At 61.1% G+C, this 15700-nt stretch carries 16 protein-coding genes and 1 pseudogene; 8 read left to right on the top strand and 9 right to left on the bottom strand.

Features of this window, described 5'->3' with window-relative positions:
- Positions 1-8: 8 nt before the first annotated feature.
- The 3 genes from istA to QA642_RS08545 all read right to left on the bottom strand — a co-directional run bounded on the left by istA (position 9) and on the right by QA642_RS08545 (position 4615).
- Positions 9-1541, bottom strand: a complete 1533-nt coding sequence (istA, locus tag QA642_RS08555; protein ID WP_271597275.1) for an IS21 family transposase — start codon at positions 1539-1541, stop codon at positions 9-11.
- Positions 1542-1704: 163 nt separating this feature from the next.
- The gene (locus QA642_RS08550) at positions 1705-1884 is read right to left on the bottom strand and encodes a hypothetical protein (protein ID WP_283086831.1); all 180 of its coding nucleotides are present in this window, start codon (positions 1882-1884) and stop codon (positions 1705-1707) included.
- Positions 1885-3652: 1768 nt separating this feature from the next.
- Positions 3653-4615, bottom strand: a complete 963-nt coding sequence (locus tag QA642_RS08545) for an alpha/beta hydrolase (RefSeq protein WP_283084274.1) — start codon at positions 4613-4615, stop codon at positions 3653-3655.
- Positions 4616-5271: 656 nt separating this feature from the next.
- Here QA642_RS08545 and QA642_RS08540 point away from each other — a divergent pair.
- A complete protein-coding gene (locus QA642_RS08540) occupies positions 5272-5457 on the top strand; it encodes a PRC-barrel domain containing protein (protein ID WP_271576445.1) in 186 nt (61 codons plus the stop codon).
- Positions 5458-6230: 773 nt separating this feature from the next.
- Entirely contained in the window at positions 6231-6443 is a 213-nt protein-coding gene (locus QA642_RS08535; protein WP_283084273.1) for a hypothetical protein, read from the top strand.
- Between the two features lie 6 nt (positions 6444-6449).
- Here QA642_RS08535 and QA642_RS08530 read toward each other — a convergent pair whose 3' ends face one another.
- Positions 6450-6650, bottom strand: a complete 201-nt coding sequence (locus QA642_RS08530) for a hypothetical protein (RefSeq protein WP_283084272.1) — start codon at positions 6648-6650, stop codon at positions 6450-6452.
- A 364-nt stretch (positions 6651-7014) separates the two neighbouring features.
- Here QA642_RS08530 and QA642_RS08525 point away from each other — a divergent pair, with 364 nt between their 5' ends.
- Both QA642_RS08525 and QA642_RS08520 read left to right on the top strand, forming a co-directional pair.
- On the top strand, positions 7015-7206 hold the full coding sequence (locus tag QA642_RS08525) for a CsbD family protein (protein WP_283084271.1): 192 nt from the start codon (positions 7015-7017) through the stop codon (positions 7204-7206).
- Positions 7207-7514: 308 nt separating this feature from the next.
- Entirely contained in the window at positions 7515-7778 is a 264-nt protein-coding gene (locus QA642_RS08520; protein WP_283084270.1) for a hypothetical protein, read from the top strand.
- Between the two features lie 299 nt (positions 7779-8077).
- On the opposite strand, the gene QA642_RS08515 is transcribed toward QA642_RS08520, so the two are convergent.
- On the bottom strand, positions 8078-9181 hold the full coding sequence (locus tag QA642_RS08515; protein ID WP_283084269.1) for a DNA topoisomerase IB: 1104 nt from the start codon (positions 9179-9181) through the stop codon (positions 8078-8080).
- A 259-nt stretch (positions 9182-9440) separates the two neighbouring features.
- Between QA642_RS08515 and QA642_RS08510 the strand changes: the two genes are divergently transcribed.
- The gene (locus QA642_RS08510; RefSeq protein ID WP_283084268.1) at positions 9441-10265 is read left to right on the top strand and encodes a ribonuclease HII; all 825 of its coding nucleotides are present in this window, start codon (positions 9441-9443) and stop codon (positions 10263-10265) included.
- 30 nt (positions 10266-10295) lie between these two features.
- Here QA642_RS08510 and ligD read toward each other — a convergent pair whose 3' ends face one another.
- The 3 genes from ligD to QA642_RS08500 all read right to left on the bottom strand — a co-directional run bounded on the left by ligD (position 10296) and on the right by QA642_RS08500 (position 13497).
- Entirely contained in the window at positions 10296-11243 is a 948-nt protein-coding gene (gene ligD, locus QA642_RS08505; protein ID WP_283084267.1) for a non-homologous end-joining DNA ligase, read from the bottom strand.
- A 12-nt stretch (positions 11244-11255) separates the two neighbouring features.
- The gene (locus QA642_RS46480; RefSeq protein ID WP_349253830.1) at positions 11256-11522 is read right to left on the bottom strand and encodes a hypothetical protein; all 267 of its coding nucleotides are present in this window, start codon (positions 11520-11522) and stop codon (positions 11256-11258) included.
- 295 nt (positions 11523-11817) lie between these two features.
- On the bottom strand, positions 11818-13497 hold the full coding sequence (locus tag QA642_RS08500) for a DNA polymerase/3'-5' exonuclease PolX (protein ID WP_283084266.1): 1680 nt from the start codon (positions 13495-13497) through the stop codon (positions 11818-11820).
- A 392-nt stretch (positions 13498-13889) separates the two neighbouring features.
- On the opposite strand from QA642_RS08500, the gene QA642_RS08495 reads away from it, so the two are divergent.
- Both QA642_RS08495 and QA642_RS08490 read left to right on the top strand, forming a co-directional pair.
- Positions 13890-14105, top strand: a complete 216-nt coding sequence (locus QA642_RS08495) for a hypothetical protein (protein WP_283086830.1) — start codon at positions 13890-13892, stop codon at positions 14103-14105.
- Between the two features lie 206 nt (positions 14106-14311).
- Complete coding sequence (locus QA642_RS08490; protein WP_283084265.1) at positions 14312-14617, top strand: hypothetical protein; 306 nt, start codon at positions 14312-14314, stop codon at positions 14615-14617.
- A 13-nt stretch (positions 14618-14630) separates the two neighbouring features.
- On the opposite strand, the pseudogene QA642_RS08485 reads toward QA642_RS08490, so the two are convergent.
- Positions 14631-15061 (bottom strand): annotated as a pseudogene (locus tag QA642_RS08485) (pyridoxamine 5'-phosphate oxidase family protein).
- 357 nt (positions 15062-15418) lie between these two features.
- Between QA642_RS08485 and QA642_RS08480 the strand changes: the two are divergent.
- Entirely contained in the window at positions 15419-15604 is a 186-nt protein-coding gene (locus QA642_RS08480; RefSeq protein WP_283084264.1) for a DUF3606 domain-containing protein, read from the top strand.
- Positions 15605-15700: the final 96 nt, after the last annotated feature.

The raw sequence follows: 15700 nt of genomic DNA, 5'->3' as shown, positions 1-15700 counted from the left end.
ATGATCTCCTAATTGTAGTAGCGCGGTCCGCGGATGTTGGCATGCAGGATCGGCGCATCGTCCGCGGAGCGCTGGTGAGCAGGACGCCGATCGAGATTATTGGCGAGGATCGACTTGACCGAGCCATAGGTGCGCGCGCCGATGTCGATCGCCCGCGCAGCCGCGGCGTCCAGCCGTTCGCGCCCATAGGAGGCGGCGAGCCTGAGGATGCCGAGGCAGGCGCGGAAGCCTTGCTCGGGGTGCGAGCGCTCGTCGAGAATGAGGTCGCACAACGCGCTGGTCGCCGGCCCGATCGCGGCGGCGTCCTGGCGGATACGCGCGATGGTCCAGCCGGCGTAGCGCCGATGGCTGGAGGCCATGTGCTCCGGCACGGTGGTGTGTTTGTGATTGCCGCTCATGCGCTGATGCGCGGCGATCCGCTCGCCCTTGTGGAAGATCTCGACGGTGCGGGCCGTGAACCGCACCTCGACCTCGGCGCGGGCGAAGCGATGCGGAACGCTGTAGTAATGCTTCTCCACCTCGACGTGGTAATCGAGACTGACGCGGCGGATCCGCCACTCGGCGAGGACGTAGGGGGACACCGGCAATGGCTTGAGCGCCGGCCGGTCGACCTCCTCGAGCAACCGGCGGCGTGTCACGCCGAGCCGTCGGATCGGCCGTTCCTCGTTCAGCCTCGTGAGCAGTTCGCCGATCGCCGCATTGACCTCGGCCAGGCTGTAGAAGGTGCGATGACGCAGGCGACCGAGCAGCCAGCGCTCGACGATGAGGACGGCCTGCTCGACCTTGGCCTTGTCGCGCGGCTTGCGCGGCCGCGCCGGCAAGATGGCGGTGCCGTAATGCGCCGCCATCTCCGCATAGGTACGATTGATCTGCGGGTCGTACAGGCTCGCCTTGATGACCGCGACCTTGGTGTTGTCGGGCACCAGCAGCGCCGGTATGCCGCCGATCGCCGCGAAGGCGCCAACATGGGCGCTGATCCAGTCGGCGAGCCCCTGCGTCCACGTCGCCTGCGCGTAGGTGAAGCTCGATGCGCCGAGCACGGCGACGAAGATCTGCGCCGTTCTGCGCTCACCGGTCAGGCGGTCGACCACCACCGGCACGCCATCGCCGGCGTAGTCGACGAACAGCTTGTCGCCAGCCACATGGGCCTGGCGCATCGTCACCGACAGACGGCCCTCCCAGGCGCGGTAGAGCTCACAGAAGCGCGAGTACCGGTATCCGCCGGGCTCGGTGGCGATATATTCCTCCCACAGGATCGACAGCGTCACGTGCTTGCGTTTGAGCTCGCGGTGCACGGTCGCCCAGTCGGGCTCGGCGATGCGGCGGTGACCCTGACGGTTGCCATTGCCGGTCTTAGCGAACAGGCGAAGTTCCAGAACCGTGTCGGTGACGTCGTCTGGCAACGGCCAGCTCAAGCCCGCGGCCTCGAACCGCCGGAGCGCCAGCCGCACCGTCGAGGGTGCCGCGCCCACCCGTCGCGCAATCTCGCGGCTCGGCAGCCCGGCCGCCTTCATTCTGATCACATCGCGCACACGGCGCATCGCAAGCCTCTCCGTCGGCATCCAGGTCCCCTTCGCAAAGCCGAAAGGGTTGACCCTATGGGAGCCAGAAGAGGTCTCGTCACCCGGGCGACATCATCCCGGAATGGTGGGCGACATCATCTCGGAACGGGCGGGCGACTTCAAATCGGAATGGTGGGCGAGATCATCTCGGAATGGTGGGCGACATCGAGCGGAATCCGCACCCGGCACAAGCTGACCAGCAGGGTGCCTGGTCGCCGACCACCTTGATCGTATGCGGCACACCGCGGGGAAGAGCCGCGTAGGCGCCCGGTCCCACCTCGACGCGGGCATCGCCGACCCGCGCGATTAGCTGCCCCTGCACCACGTAGACCAGTTCGTCCTCGCGCGAGTGGGTGTGCAGCGGCGGCTCCTCCCCGCCCGTACCGTCCACAGGACAGCGCCATAGTCACCTCCGGACTGGCGGCTATCCACTTTCATCTCGATGCTCGAGCCGCCGCTCGAGGTCACCGTCTCGCCGGCGCGGGGCGGCCTGAGAACCGGCTGCTGGGCTGACATTTGTAGCTCCTGGTCATGTTGAACATGACGAGAGTGACATCGCAACGCCGACGAGTGGAATCACCTCTCGCCGTAGAGTTGATAGAAGATCGTTATTGCCAGCTCGCCGCGTGATGCCGTAGCGAGGAATGCCAGCTGCCTCTGCAGGGACTCCGAAACCCGTTGCCGCCCTTGGGCCAATCGAGGTTGCGCATGCCAACGCGCGCCGCCGTCCTTGACTCTGACGCCGCACCTACGATGGATCTGTCGGCGCGACTTCGCCGACCGGGTGCCGCACCAGGTAAGAGAGCGAAAGATATCGCGACTTTGCAAATTGAGGAGGACGTCAACAGAAACATTTCGCGAATCCGAACTCGGATCTTTGTGGTGGTGACCTAGATAGTGCCCCCAAATGACACTCAGGATTTTTGGATACGCGGACCCTTCTCCGTTTCCTGATTGGGGCCGACCGGGATCCGTCCGCGCCTTCAGCGAAGCGTCCCATCCGTATCGCTCTTGCCGGACTGCCTGGAGGATTGGGTAAGCGAGGACAACGTGGTCCATGTGGTCGATGCGTTCGTTGAAACGCGCGGCCCAAAGCGATTGTCGACCAAGATTTCGTCCGTTTGCGCACGCAAAGACCATTTGCGCGAGTGGTCCGCATTGAGGAGGAGCGCCCTAGACCTTCGTATCGGTCCCCGGCACCATTTGGATGACGCGACGACTAAACGTTCAATTGAGTTGCTGATCTCAATCGCCCTAGCATGCATGCGTTGGAAAAGCGCATGGCCTCATGAAGTGCGATCGTGAAAAAAGGATGATCTACTAACAGCTGCGATAAAGCCAAGAGGAGATTACAATGCCCAACTGCTCCGAAAGTCCTAGATCCGGTAGTGCCGCGCGATGCGCAGTTTGTGGTGGCAAGTTTGGTCTCGTCCGGCACTACTCGTGGCGAACACCTCTTTGTTCCAAGAAGTGCGTCGATCGCTTCAGAGCCCGCAGGGAAAGTGACCGCAATTGGGTGGGCTGGCTCCAGATCACCTTCAACCAGCTGCCAGAGAACCGCGCGAGGGTCTCGTGATGGTCCAGATCTCACAACGAGGCAAGGCATATTTAGAGACAGCATGGACTTTGCTCCGCGCAGCCCAAACCATGACCGACTCAGCGATCGCGGGTCACCTTAAGGACCTTGCCGACTATTACGAGTCGCGAGCTGATAACGCTTCGCATGCTTATGCGGCCAAACATTCGTCCGATAGGCTGAACGCATGACCAGTGCGCAACTTCAAACATGCTCCTTGGATTCTGTGCCTTAGAAAATTGAACTTACGCTCTGGCTCAAGAAGAGGCATCAAAGTCGAGCGGGTTCGCGGCAACTCGTTGGCCGTCGGTCCAAGCCTCGCCGGGTCGATATGCATGGATGTCCCTCAAAACGTCCGCAAGCTCACAGCGAGCCTGTGCGCATTGAAACTAACAATGGCAGGCCGAGTCGACCATCATGCAGTGGTGCACGTGCCCCCAAAGTGCACAGACTTACAGTGCGCGCCGTAGGATCTGAGCGCCGGTTTCAAGTATGCTTCCGCACGGGAGGTTTGCTAACGGCCGAGACGGCAAAACTGATAAGGTTTCGTATGAAACCTTATCGGTCGGGAGGTTGCCTTCTGATACTTCGGGCGCAATTCACTGGAGATCGATACCTTCCGATAACAGCTCTTCTCGGAAGTTATGGGTTGAGACCTAGATGACGGCGCCACTAGAACGAAGCCCCTGACGCTGCAGCGCTCCCCTGCCCGACGTAAACGCTCTGGATCCTCACGCGGAGCGTGAAGAAAGATCCGCCCCCGAGAGGCGCCGCGACTATCGTACCCGTCCGATTTCCGACCGAGAGCCGACATGGGGCCGCGGTTGCTGCGTCGGACATGTCTTGTAATTGGAACAATCGAGGTTTGCTTATCGGCGGCTCCATCAAGCTGGGCACTCACAAAGCTTTTCAGTTCGCTTGAGAACTGCGTCACGCCTGGGTCTTGCTCAAGCAAGACGTGGTTCTTGCCCGGCAACGCAATGAATCTGGCGTTCGGAATTCCAGCGGCCATTTCGCGGCCCAAGGCAATCGGTACCCGAACATCGTCGCGGACATGCATCACCAGCGTCGGCGCTCTGACCTGGCACAACAGATGGCGAACGTCGAACTCGCCAACTGTCTCAAGGTAGCGCACAGCGCACTCGGGCGAAGCGCTCAGACGCTGGATTTCGTTGAACGCGTCGGCCTGCTCCCGCGTGGCAGTCGGCATCATCTGAGATGTAAACATCTGACGGAATGTTGCGTCGTCCGAACCCCACCCGAGCTTCATCAATGTCTTCATGGCCGCCCAACGCTCGCAATCGGCGGTAGTGGTATTGGGTCTTTTATTGAAGCCAATTGCAAATCCGCCGCACAAGATCAGGTGCGACACGCGATCGGGGTGCTTTGCTGCGTAGGCGATCGAGACGGCGCAGCCTTGTGAATATCCGAGCAAGGGAAATCGGTCGAGGCCAGCGGCATCGACAACCGTCTCCATACGCTGACCCACGCATCGAAGGAGACTTCGCCGACGTCCCAATCAGAGAGACCATTGCCGCGCGCATCGTAACGAACCAGCGTAAAGGATTTTGCCAGGTCGAGAAGGCTATGGCGTCAACAGGCCGCTTACAACAGCATGAACAAATGGAAACTCCTCGCGGACGCGGAATGCTGGGAGCACTTGGCTGAGCTTGAGCTATCGTCCCACTTCCGGGAATGCAACGTCGGTAGCTCGACCAGCTCGCATGATCTGGCCGAGTGAGAAAACCCTTGCAGGGGGATGAGAACCGACCCAAGGAACTAACTCTTCAAACATCGGGGGCGTGCAATGAGTAACCGCAATCGTGCGTACAACCGCGTTGTCCTGTGCCAGCGCGCTCAGGCACTTCTTTCTCAGCTTGCCGAACTTGAGATACTTCGAGGCCGAGTGCAGGAGGCCGAGGAAAATGCAACTCTCGGTCAGTCGGCGGACCCCGTGAAGTCAACCATTCACTGATTGATCGCGGGTCTCACGGTCGAGCGCGTGCTGCTGGGAGGGTGCGCTGCATCACCCGATTGCGTGCTCGCGTCAAAATACCAGAGTGGTAGAATACAAGAATTCGCACCAAACAGGGTGCATTCGTGAGTGCTGCAAGTACCGGCGACGCGCGAGCGATGAACATCTTACGCGAACTTCACGAGGCCGAGACGGAGCTGGTCGGCAAGACGGTCGTCTTGACTGACGGCAAGGCTGGCACAATTGATCGCGTCTTTCTCGATGATGAGCACGGACTTCGCATCTCGGTCGCGGGACATGAAGGTCGCTGGCCGATTTCGACGGTGAAGCACATTGAGGGCTGATCGGCCGTGCGCGCGATAGCTTTGCCGCGATCTATGGCGCCTCGGCAGAGTGGGCAATGGAGGCGCGCAAGGTCGCTGACCGGCTTGCATGTGAAGCGTGAATAAACGCATGCTTGTCTTCCAAGGGCCTGGCCTAGCCATCCCGCCAGCGCCAATCGGAAGACGACGGCGATCCGTGAGCTGGAGCGATACATTGCTCGTTTCAGCGTCTTCGCCTTGGCGGCGCGCTCGCGTCCGTACATCACGCCCGTTAAGGAACCGGTTACAAGTCAGTGTCACCATTTCCCTATTAGGTCGCCATAGGCGGCAGCCAATTCCAAGAACGCTTTGATTTTTCGACACGCCCGGTTGGCGGTCTCTTGAAGGAGAGGCCCAATGTTTAAGGGCTTCACAGTGGCAGTTGTCGCGCTGATTAGCACAGCGCAGGTGGATCACTACCTAACCAACGGTCGGTACACCGACGCGGCCATGGCTATGCTGCGGCAAATCAGGCACGCGTTTGGGTTTTAGATAATCGTTTAACGCGGAGCCGCGTGATGGACATTTCATGGGCTGATCTAGATAGCGATGAACAGCGCACCATAGCGATATTGGGAGCCGGACTTTCCATTGAATTATGCAACCCTCTTGCCCTCATGAGATTAAGGCGGCTCGGCCTGGTCATAGGGGCGTCCCATTTGTCGGCTGCCGGACATAATCTGCGAAGAGATGCCGTTATGAGGAGTCTCGCGGGCTGAGCGTTGCGGGTTAGGTAATGAGGACTGGGGCAGGGAATGCCAAACGCAATCGAGCTTATTGTGAACGCTTACGTTCGCCTGAATGACAGGAGGGCTCTCGACGATTTGCGCATGCAGCGCCGGAAGCTGGCCGTGGACCTAAAGGCACGCACGGGATTTGATTGTGGGACAACCATTCAGCAGATTGAGGAAGATATCAACGTGACCGAGGCGGGGCTGGCGCAGTTGGATGGCGGCGCGACGACCTAGCTTTGCCTAGATCAATCCCCTCTTAGTAACCCGCAAGCTGCGAACGTAATAGCCTTGCCCCTCAACGGCCGCCCTGATCTCGTCGCTGACTTTCAGAACTCTTTTTCTTTTCTTGCGCCAGTTATTGTGCGAGCAAACGACAGGTATGGCAGAGCCATTGCTTAGAACCAGCAACTCGCGCTTATCATTGCGATAGACATCAAACACTTTCCGTCCCCGCTGATCGTATCGAAGTAAACACGAAGTATGTTTCAGTCATTCTGCTCGGCAGCTTACTACCTCGAATGGCTGTGCGGGTTGCAAATGTGCAACGCCCTCGCGACTTCTGCTGTACCGGCAAAGATGCTGCGGAACGTCCTTCGCCCAACCGAGAGCACCAGCCGCCTCGGGATTGCACACCTTCTTCAGTGCCACGGCGCCATAAAAAGTAGCTCCCGAGGTCGAACATTCTTGGGTCAACATGGTTACCGCACAGGTCCACTCAGCCGATTGGCTTTGCTCATCGGCGCTATTTGGAACGCTGCACCTTCAGGTGCGTTGGAGTGCTATTCAGATCGAAGGAGCGCGCGTTATGGATCGCGAACATGTGAAAGGTGCCGCCGATAAGGCCAAGGGCAGCATCAAGGAAGGCGCGGGTAAGCTGACTGGCGATAAGGACCTGCAAATGGAAGGCAAGGCTGACAAGGCCAAGGGCGCTGCACATAATGCCGCAGGTGACGTTAAGGATGCGGCGAGAGACGCAGCAGACGCCATGAAGAAATGAGTTCCGCTCATATGTAGGTTTCGCACTCGCCGCTCCTTCGGGGCGGCATTTTTGTTTGTGCTTCTGAACGAAAGCCCGCGTGCCATGCAGCGGCCATCAGAACCTGAGCACATCATCCAGTAACTGGCCCTGCAGCACCTTGGCCTCGTTCCAAGGCTTGGTTCTGATGACGTGGCCTTTCGGAACTCTTGTAGTCCGCAACGAGTTACAGAGCCGCCGACAGGAGGGAGCATGAGCGGTCGCGTGCGCGCTAGCACGTGGCTTCTTGATCGCACCGGCCGGCAGCACTTGAACAGAGAGAGGCGACAATGAAGGCACCACTTCTTCTTGCTGGCGCATTAATCATCGGATGCACCGCCCCAGCACTGGCCGATGAGTACTATGTCGTGCAAGGTCCGAGCCGCCAATGCACGGTTACCACCACACGCCCGGCGGACAAGGAGGTCGTAACACAGATCGGCCCGATGGCTTTCAAGAGCCGCGTGGAAGCCGAAGATCGCATCAAGCGGACCAAAGTCTGCGAGGAAGGGACAGTTGGCAGTAGCAGCACGACTGTCATCAAAGAGAAATAGTCGAGGGCATCATTCCTGATCATCTTTGGCTATTCGAGAAAAGTCGCGCCCATTCCTGTGGGCGCGACTTTTTTGTATTCTCCTGGTACCAACTGACCAGCGGTTCTTGGGTTCATTCCGGCCGCCTTTGCCGAATTCCGCCAACTACGTGAGCAAATGCGCGGATGCTCGAAATCCCACGCCGCTGCGACAACTGCGAAGAAGAGTTCGCGCCAGAAGAGCTGACCGTCCTTCCACCACCTGCCGGGGACGGCGAGCTGACGCTGCCAGCCAAAGCAATTTCTCGCTTCGGGATTGCACTAGGCGGGGGCCTTTACCGAGCCGAGACGTTTGCGGAGAAATGCCAGCACCATGATCTCGTCGGAAGTGAGCTTGGCGAATGGGCGCTTGAACTTCTGCGCGATCTTGGCTTCAATCATCTTCACAAGATCACCCGACATGTAGGCGTTCAGGACTTCCGGGTGCACGTAGCACTTGCGGCAGATGGTCGGCGTGTTGCCCAATTGCTTCGAGACCCTCTCGATCGCGGCGACGACGTTGCGCTTCGCCTCGGCCTGACTATCGTACTTCTTGAATTCGGCCAGGGCCAACGCCGCCAGAACCGTCCCCGCCCAGGTCCGGAAATCCTTGGCGCTGAAGTCCTCGCCCGTGACGTCCTTGATGTAGGCGTTGACGTCGCCGGAATCGATGGTGCGGGGCTGTCCGTCGTCGTCAAGGTACTTGAAGAGTTCGTGTCCCGGGATCTCCGCGCAGCGCTTCACGATCGCAGCTATCCGCTTGTCCTCGACGCGAAGCTTCCATTGTTTGCCCGACTTGCCCGTGAAGTCGAACCGAAGGACGCCGCGACCGACCGCGACGTGCTTGCGGCGCATGGTGGTGAGCCCGTAAGATCTGTTTTTCTCGGCATACTCGGCGTTGCCGACCCGGATCAATGTCTTGTCTAGAAGACTGACAATCGTGGCCAGCACCTTCTCGCGGGGTAGTCCGTCCAGCTTCATATCGGCGGCGACACGGTCGCGCAGCGCGGGCAGCGCAGCGGCGAACTGGATGATGTGCTCGTACTTGTTCTGGTCGCGCAGCTCGCGCCATTTCGCGTGGTAGCGGTACTGCTTGCGCCCCCGCGCATCGAGCCCGGTCGCCTGGATGTGGCCGTTGGCGGAGGGGCAGATCCAGACGGATTCGTAGGCCGGCGGGATGCCGATGGACTTGATGCGTCGGACAACGGCGGCATCGGTGATGCGCTTCCCATCCTTGTCGTAGTAGCTGAAGGTAGTCCCCGTCCGCTTGCGGGTGTAACCGGGCGCGGAGTCGCTGACATAGCGAAGGCCTTCTTCGGCAATGGTGGCTGCGACCTCGGCGGTGCGGTCCAGAACCTGTTCTTCGTGGCGAGTCTCTCGGAGCATGGGCCTGTCCCTCGGAAGCACCCTGGGATCGAGGCTCCACTCCTTTCTAAAGGAATGAAGACAGCGGTTGGTTCCGTTCGGAGATCGGGGGTCGTAGATACAGATCAGTAGCCGCGCAGAATACCGACCCCCAGCTAGAGCCGGCGGTTCCTCTTGACGGGGCGCTACGTAGGCTGACGATGGCGGCAAGGCCTAACTTCAGACAATCGCCACAAAGTTTACGGACACGCTTCCCCGATTAGTCTGTGCGAAGGCCGCTATGTCCCAATATTCGCTCGATGTGTTGCGTAAGCGCTATGTCGTCGAGAAAAGGCCGCTCGAGGCCAGCGTCGAGCAGATCTTGCGCGCCGACTGCCGCGCGGGAGCCCGTGCCATCCTGGCTTCGATCGATAAGCGTCGCTTCGAAAACAGGTCCGAAGGGCAGCGCCTCCGCAAGATGCTCCGCTTCGAGACCTCTCTTTGGGAAAGTGGCCAACATGCTGTGGCAGGCGTGGACGAGGCCGGCATGAGCCCGCTCGCCGGGCCAGTCTCCGCCGCTGCCGTGATCCTGAAACCCGGCACACGAATAGTGGGAATCGACGACTCGAAGAAACTCGACGCCGCGGCTCGCGAGGAACTCGCGAAGGAGATCAAGGACAAAGCAGAGAGTTGGTGCGTGGTGTTTGTCGAGGTCGAGGAGATCGACGCGATCAACATCCATTGGGCAGGCATTCAGGCTATGCAGCGTGCAGTCCGGGGGCTAGGGCTGACGCCGCAACACTTGCTCATCGATGCGAAGCGGTTGAAGGAAATCGACCTCCCTCAGCAGGCCATCATCAAGGGCGACGCCAAGTCCGCAAGCATCGCCGCCGCCTCCATCCTCGCGAAGGTCGAGCGCGACGCCATCATGCGGACGCTCGACATGCGTCACCCCGGCTATGGATTCGCGGACCACAAGGGCTACCCGGTGCCGGCTCATTACGAAGCCCTCGCCAGGCTTGGCGCATGCGCAGTTCACCGGAAGTCGTTCGGACCTGTACGCAAGGCTCTTGGGTTGCCGCCCTTGCCGCCGTGGCCTTCAGCAGCCGAGCGCGACGCGGGCTGAACCCAGGTCTTTTGACCCGCCTCCGCTGCCTTATTTTCGCGACCAGCTCTTTTCGCGAACGACGTCCTTGGCCTTTTTGTCGGATCGCAGGCCGAGATAAACCGGCTGGCGCAGCTCTCCCTTGCTGGTCCACTCCGCGAACTTCACCTCTGCGACCAGCGAAGGACGGACCCAGGTCGTGACCTGCTCATCCTTCACCTTGGCAGGAAACGGCGATCTGGCGGTTTTGAGCCTCACCAGCTTGCTGTGAAGCTCTTCCAGAACCTGGTGGCTGAAACCGGTGCCGACGTGGCCGATGTACCGCCACCCGCCATTTTCCCGCACTGCCAGCGCGAGAGCGCCGAAAAAGGGTCGGGTTCGCCTCGGCGCCGTGAAGCCGGCGATCACGACCTCCTGCCGCTGCGCGGTCTTCATCTTCAGCCAGTCGGCGGTCCGGCGTCCGGACGCGTACGAGCTGTCGGCACGCTTGGCCATGATGCCTTCGAGATGCCTCCGCTCCGCTTCTGCGAAGAACTTCGTCCCCTCGCCTTTGCGGTGGTTGCTGAATGCGATCAGCTTGTGGCGCGGCAGAATAGCCTTTAGCCGCTTCTTGCGCTCGAGGAGCGGCAGCGCACGCAGGTCCTCTCCGTCCGCGAACATGAGATCGAACGCGCAGAACAGAAGCTTGGCCTCATGGCGCAGCGCGTTCTGGAGCAATTGGAAATGGGAGACGCCGTCCTTGCCGACCGCGACGAGTTCGCCATCGATCACGGCGTCTGCCTTCACGCCCTCAAGCGCTTTCGCGACCTCGAGGTAGGAGTGGCTGATGATCTTCCCATTACGGCTGTAGAGCGCGACCCGACCACGCCGGATCTCCGCGACCATGCGGAAACCATCAAACTTGTCCTCGAAGACCCAATCGGGATCGTCGAACGGCGCATCCGTCAGCGTGGCCAGCATCGGCTGCAGGCGACGAGGCAGGGTCGATTTTCGGGCCATGGTAGGGTCTTTCTACACGGCCGGCAGCGGCCGAAACGAGGAGCACGGAAGGCGAACCCGCGCGGTATCACCAGCCGCGACCGTCCCGCCGGCCCGTACCACGCCCAGCACCCCCGATTTGAACGGAGGGCCCGTTTCCGCCGACGAGAGCACGTGCCGCTTAAGCCCGGCTCGGAAGCGGTCGATGAGGACGCAGGGCGTCCGGAGGCCCCTCAGCTCGACGACCGCGGACGGCCCGAGCTCGATCAAGGTCCCGAGCGGGATCCGTTCGAGGTCCAATCCGGCGGTGGTGAGGTTCTCGCCAAGGTCGCCGGCGCCAACCTCGAACCAGCTTCGAGGAGAGACGGGAAGAGTTCGGATGGGATCAGGTGGACTTGCGGGAGATTGGGCAGGCGGGGACGGCGGCGTGCCAAATAGCGGTGCCGGATGAACGGGCCGGCGTGGGCGTCGCCTTCGACGCCGTGGCCTTCCACCAGGATTATGCGCTCCTGAATTGGTTTGCTGAAGTGGTGCCCGCGATCGGCGGCGACCGCCACCACCCTTCCCCGCAATGAGAATTCGTGCTTCTGCGGCATCAAGCGGCGCGGGCGAGCGAGCGCCGCTTCTGGCGCAGGTAACGCGTGATCTCGGCAAGCGTCATCGCATTCAGGATCCGGTCGGCGGGGACACCGCCCTTGCGGGCCATCACGACGCCCCAGTGCATGTGGTCGAGTTCGGCGATCGAGTGCGCGTCGGGATTGATGCTCAGCATGCAACCGAAGTCGAGGGCCGCCTGGTGCCAACGCCAGTCCAGGTCGAGCCGCCATGGGTGGGCGTTAATCTCGACCACAACGTCGTGCTTGGCGCACGCTCGCAGTACCTTCTCAACGTCGATTTCATAGCCCGGCCGCCGCTGGAGCTGTCGCCCCGTCATGTGGCCGATGATGGTGGTGTGAGGGTCGGAAATAGCCCGAAGCAGGCGCTGCGTCTGCGCCTTGCGATCCAGCTTGAAGCGCCCATGGATGCTGGCGACCACGAAATCGAAGCGCTCCAGAACGTCGTCGTCATAGTCGAGCGACCCGTCCGCCAGGATGTCGGACTCGATACCCTTGAGGATCCGGAAGTCCTTGCCGAAGCGCTTGTTCAGTCGATCGGCTTCCCGGTGCTGCTGCGCGATCTCCTCAACGGAGAGGCCGCCTGCGTAGTGGGCGGACTTGGAATGGTCCGCCACGCCGAAATACTCGAAGCCCCGCTGGCGTGTGGCCTTAGCCATGGTCTCCAGCGTCTCGGTGCCGTCGGAGGCATCGGTGTGGCAGTGAAGGATGCCGCGCAGATCCTGGTCGGTGACGAGCTTCGGAAGCTTGCCTTTCAAAGCCGCCTCGATCTCGCCGCGCCCCTCCCGGAGTTCAGGGTCGATGAAGGGCAGACCGAGGGCGCGGTAGATCTCAGCCTCCTCGCCGGCGATCAGGGTGCGCCCCTTGTGCAAGCCGTCTGGCTCCAATCGCATCCCCTTCTCCGCCGCCAAAGCCTGGAGTTGTTCGACATGAGCGGCGGAGCCTGTCGCGAAGAGAAGGGAGGCGCCGAAGTGCTTGCGGTCGGACAGATGGATTTGCAGCCCGTCGGCCGATGGCGTCGATGTCTTGTCCGGCTTGGCAGCCTCCGCAACGATCGCGAGATCGCCGACGAGCTCGCAGCCGCGGCGGAAATCGCCAGCGATCGTCACGCGCCTGAGCTCGGGCCGGGCCTTCCGGATCGAGTCCTTCGCGTGCGCAAGCAGCGCGGCAGCGCGGTGCACATGGAGGTGGCCTTCTCCGCTCTTTGCGATGGCCAAATTCTGCAGGATCTTGGTCTGCAGCGCCGTGCCGAGTCCTTTGGCTTTTTTGATGCGGTCGTCCTTGGCGGCGGCTTCCAGTTCGGCGAGAGAGGCAATGCCGAGATCGTTATAGAGACGCAGCACCTTGTCCGGGCGCAGGCCGGGCACGGTCAGCATCTCGAGGACGCCGGCCGGCACGTCCTTGCGCAGTTTCTCCAGGCTCGGATGGCTCCCGGTCCGGTGCAATCTGGTGATGATGTCCGCGATCGCATCACCGACGCCGGGGATCTCCGTGAGCCGGCCTTCTTCGATCACGACGTGGAGCGGAATTGCCAGGGCGGCGAGACTGTCCGCGGCGCGGGAATACGCCTTGGCGCGGTACGGATTGCCTCCGCGCAACGAGGTCCGGTGCGCGTATTCTCGCAGGAGCTTGGCCACAGTTTGGGTATCAGCGGCCAGCATTCAACGCTCCTGCTCCCGCGGCCTGTTCCTCCGGGAGGTTTGCACGTAGTTGTTGCGGCCGCCAGGCCTTCGCACGTCCACCGGCTGCTCGATCGCGACGCCATTACTCAAGCGACTTCTCGAGCTTCTGCGCGGCCCGGAACTCGTCCAGATGCTGTAGATTCGGCCCGTATGCGGCCTCCTTGGTGAGCAGGTGATACACTCTCCCTACCATCATCTGCAGGTGCTTCATTCTTCCGCGACGCATCCTTCGAGCCTTGCAAAGGGCTCGGACGGCATGGGCACGGAAATAGTCAAAAGCGTCCGACATCGGTGACTCAACGCCTCAGCTGAGGCTTGGTTCTTACAGGCCACCCATCGGGAACGGCGCCGGGCCAAATTTGTTGAATGGCATGACCGCAAGAGTTCTCTACGAAAGCCCCAATGGTGACATCTGGCGTCTGGTCCGGGATCCGCAATCAGGTGTGCCGATGGTGGAGCACGAGCCGAACCGCAGCTCCGGTGGCCGGACTTCGCTGACGGAGATCGGGCAATTCCTTGGCGCGGGTGGAAGCGGCCCCGAGCACCAGGCACTCCTCCAACTGATCGGCAAGCTTCTTGACGACTGACGAGGGATGGAGTGCGACCGGCTTTCCGGAACGACGTCGGGGTTTGGCTGGTTAGTCTCGCATTCCGATCCTTCGCGACGGCGCGAACATGTTCTTGTTCTTTTCGAACCGCCTAGGCTGTTTCGGCTCTCTGCTGATCTCCGCCGTCATCACGGTCGCGCTTCTTTTCGTGTTTGGAATGCTGCGGTTCTGAAGGAATGTTTCCAATGCACCTGGTCGAGATACTTCTTCCCCTGAATGACAACGAAGGGCGGCCGTTCGATCCCGAGAAGTTTTCCGCGTTCCGCGAGAGACTGACCGAGCGATTCGGTGGATTGACCGCATTCACCCGCTCTCCCGCCCAGGGCACGACCCGTGAGGGGGACAAGACGGTGCGCGACGAGATCATCGTGTTTGAAGTCCTGACTGAAACACTCGATGAGTCTTGGTGGACGACATGCCGGCAGCGCCTGCAGGCGGACTTCCGGCAGGACAAGATCATCGTTCGTGCATCGGCCGTGACCTTGTTGTAGAGCCGACGCCCGCTCACATGTTGACGGTTGACTTCCGGTTTTCGCCGAGGTTCGGCTCCTGCCCTGTCAGCTTCGCCTTGACGAACTCGAAGGCGGTGACCGCTGCGCTCGCCGGTCCGTCCCACAATTCGGCCGTGGAAGGCTCGATCCGGAGCAAGCTCACGTCGGGACTGCCCGGACCGTCGGGCCACCATACCTCATCGTCTTCCGCCACATCGCCTTCGTCTTCTCGACGTCGCGTAAGACGGAGGCACGGCACGTGATCGATAGATAGGCCTTCTCATCCGCATCGATGAAGATGATAACGACATTGGGAGCGGCCGCGACCTCATCCTCCTTCGGGCTGTGGACGTCCGTAACGAAGAAGATCAGGCGGGCCTCGCGGTCGGGCCTTGCTTGGAGGGGGCGCGCACGTAGCCCACCTGCGAATTGCGTCGTCAGCATGCACACGCCGACCTTTTCGATGATGTCCCAGACGCGATCGATGTCGGCTTTCTCGTTCATGTCTCACCCGTCCTTTCGTGGCGTCCGATGCCGAGCGTCAGAGGTCCTCCCGCAGTCCCTTGAAGACCGGGTGCCGGACTCCAGACGGCACCTTCTCGATCGATGATGCCAAGGCCGGTTCTAGAAGCCGGGCAACGGCGCCTTGACGCCGATCACCGCCGGTCTACGCCGCTGAAACGCCGCGCAAGCAACTCCACGCAACAGCTAGGACTCAAAGCCGGGACGGCTGGATTCGTTTCCGGAACCCACGAATCCTTGCGGCATTGCATCGCCATCAGTTCGCAAGAGGAGGAGCCGATGGCCGCAGCGAAGAAGAAGACCGCGCGTGGACGCAAACAGGACCGGGCCCGGGTGGCCAAAGGACAGGACTACGAAGTCCGCTACGAAGCGAAGAAAGCCGGTCGATCAGCCTCTGCGGTGAAGAAAGCCGTGAAGAAGGTCGGCAACAGCCGCAAGCGCGTCGAGAAGCGGCTGGGACGCTGAACCGAGCGGCCGATCTTCCTCGCCAATTTCTATCAGCACGCCCAGAACCAGGCATACCTTCAGAGACCTTGTGTTGGCCGTAGTTATCGGCCAGCA

The organism is Bradyrhizobium sp. CB2312 (assembly GCF_029714425.1).
GTDB lineage: Bacteria > Pseudomonadota > Alphaproteobacteria > Rhizobiales > Xanthobacteraceae > Bradyrhizobium.
The sequence above is the reverse complement of the archived record's forward strand: the minus strand, read 5'-3'. Positions and strand labels throughout refer to the sequence as shown.

Coding starts and splice junctions, on each gene's coding strand:
- QA642_RS08480 (WP_283084264.1), top strand. CDS start 15,419: ATGGCCGCAGCGAAGAAGAAGACCGCGCGTGGACGCAAACAGGACCGG.
- QA642_RS08540 (WP_271576445.1), top strand. CDS start 5,272: ATGAACATCTTACGCGAACTTCACGAGGCCGAGACGGAGCTGGTCGGC.
- QA642_RS08520 (WP_283084270.1), top strand. CDS start 7,515: ATGAAGGCACCACTTCTTCTTGCTGGCGCATTAATCATCGGATGCACC.
- ligD (WP_283084267.1), bottom strand. CDS start 11,243: ATGGCCCGAAAATCGACCCTGCCTCGTCGCCTGCAGCCGATGCTGGCC.
- QA642_RS08500 (WP_283084266.1), bottom strand. CDS start 13,497: ATGCTGGCCGCTGATACCCAAACTGTGGCCAAGCTCCTGCGAGAATAC.
- istA (WP_271597275.1), bottom strand. CDS start 1,541: ATGCGCCGTGTGCGCGATGTGATCAGAATGAAGGCGGCCGGGCTGCCG.
- QA642_RS08535 (WP_283084273.1), top strand. CDS start 6,231: ATGCCAAACGCAATCGAGCTTATTGTGAACGCTTACGTTCGCCTGAAT.
- QA642_RS08525 (WP_283084271.1), top strand. CDS start 7,015: ATGGATCGCGAACATGTGAAAGGTGCCGCCGATAAGGCCAAGGGCAGC.
- QA642_RS08545 (WP_283084274.1), bottom strand. CDS start 4,615: ATGGAGACGGTTGTCGATGCCGCTGGCCTCGACCGATTTCCCTTGCTC.
- QA642_RS08510 (WP_283084268.1), top strand. CDS start 9,441: ATGTCCCAATATTCGCTCGATGTGTTGCGTAAGCGCTATGTCGTCGAG.
- QA642_RS08490 (WP_283084265.1), top strand. CDS start 14,312: ATGCACCTGGTCGAGATACTTCTTCCCCTGAATGACAACGAAGGGCGG.
- QA642_RS08515 (WP_283084269.1), bottom strand. CDS start 9,181: ATGCTCCGAGAGACTCGCCACGAAGAACAGGTTCTGGACCGCACCGCC.
- QA642_RS08495 (WP_283086830.1), top strand. CDS start 13,890: ATGACCGCAAGAGTTCTCTACGAAAGCCCCAATGGTGACATCTGGCGT.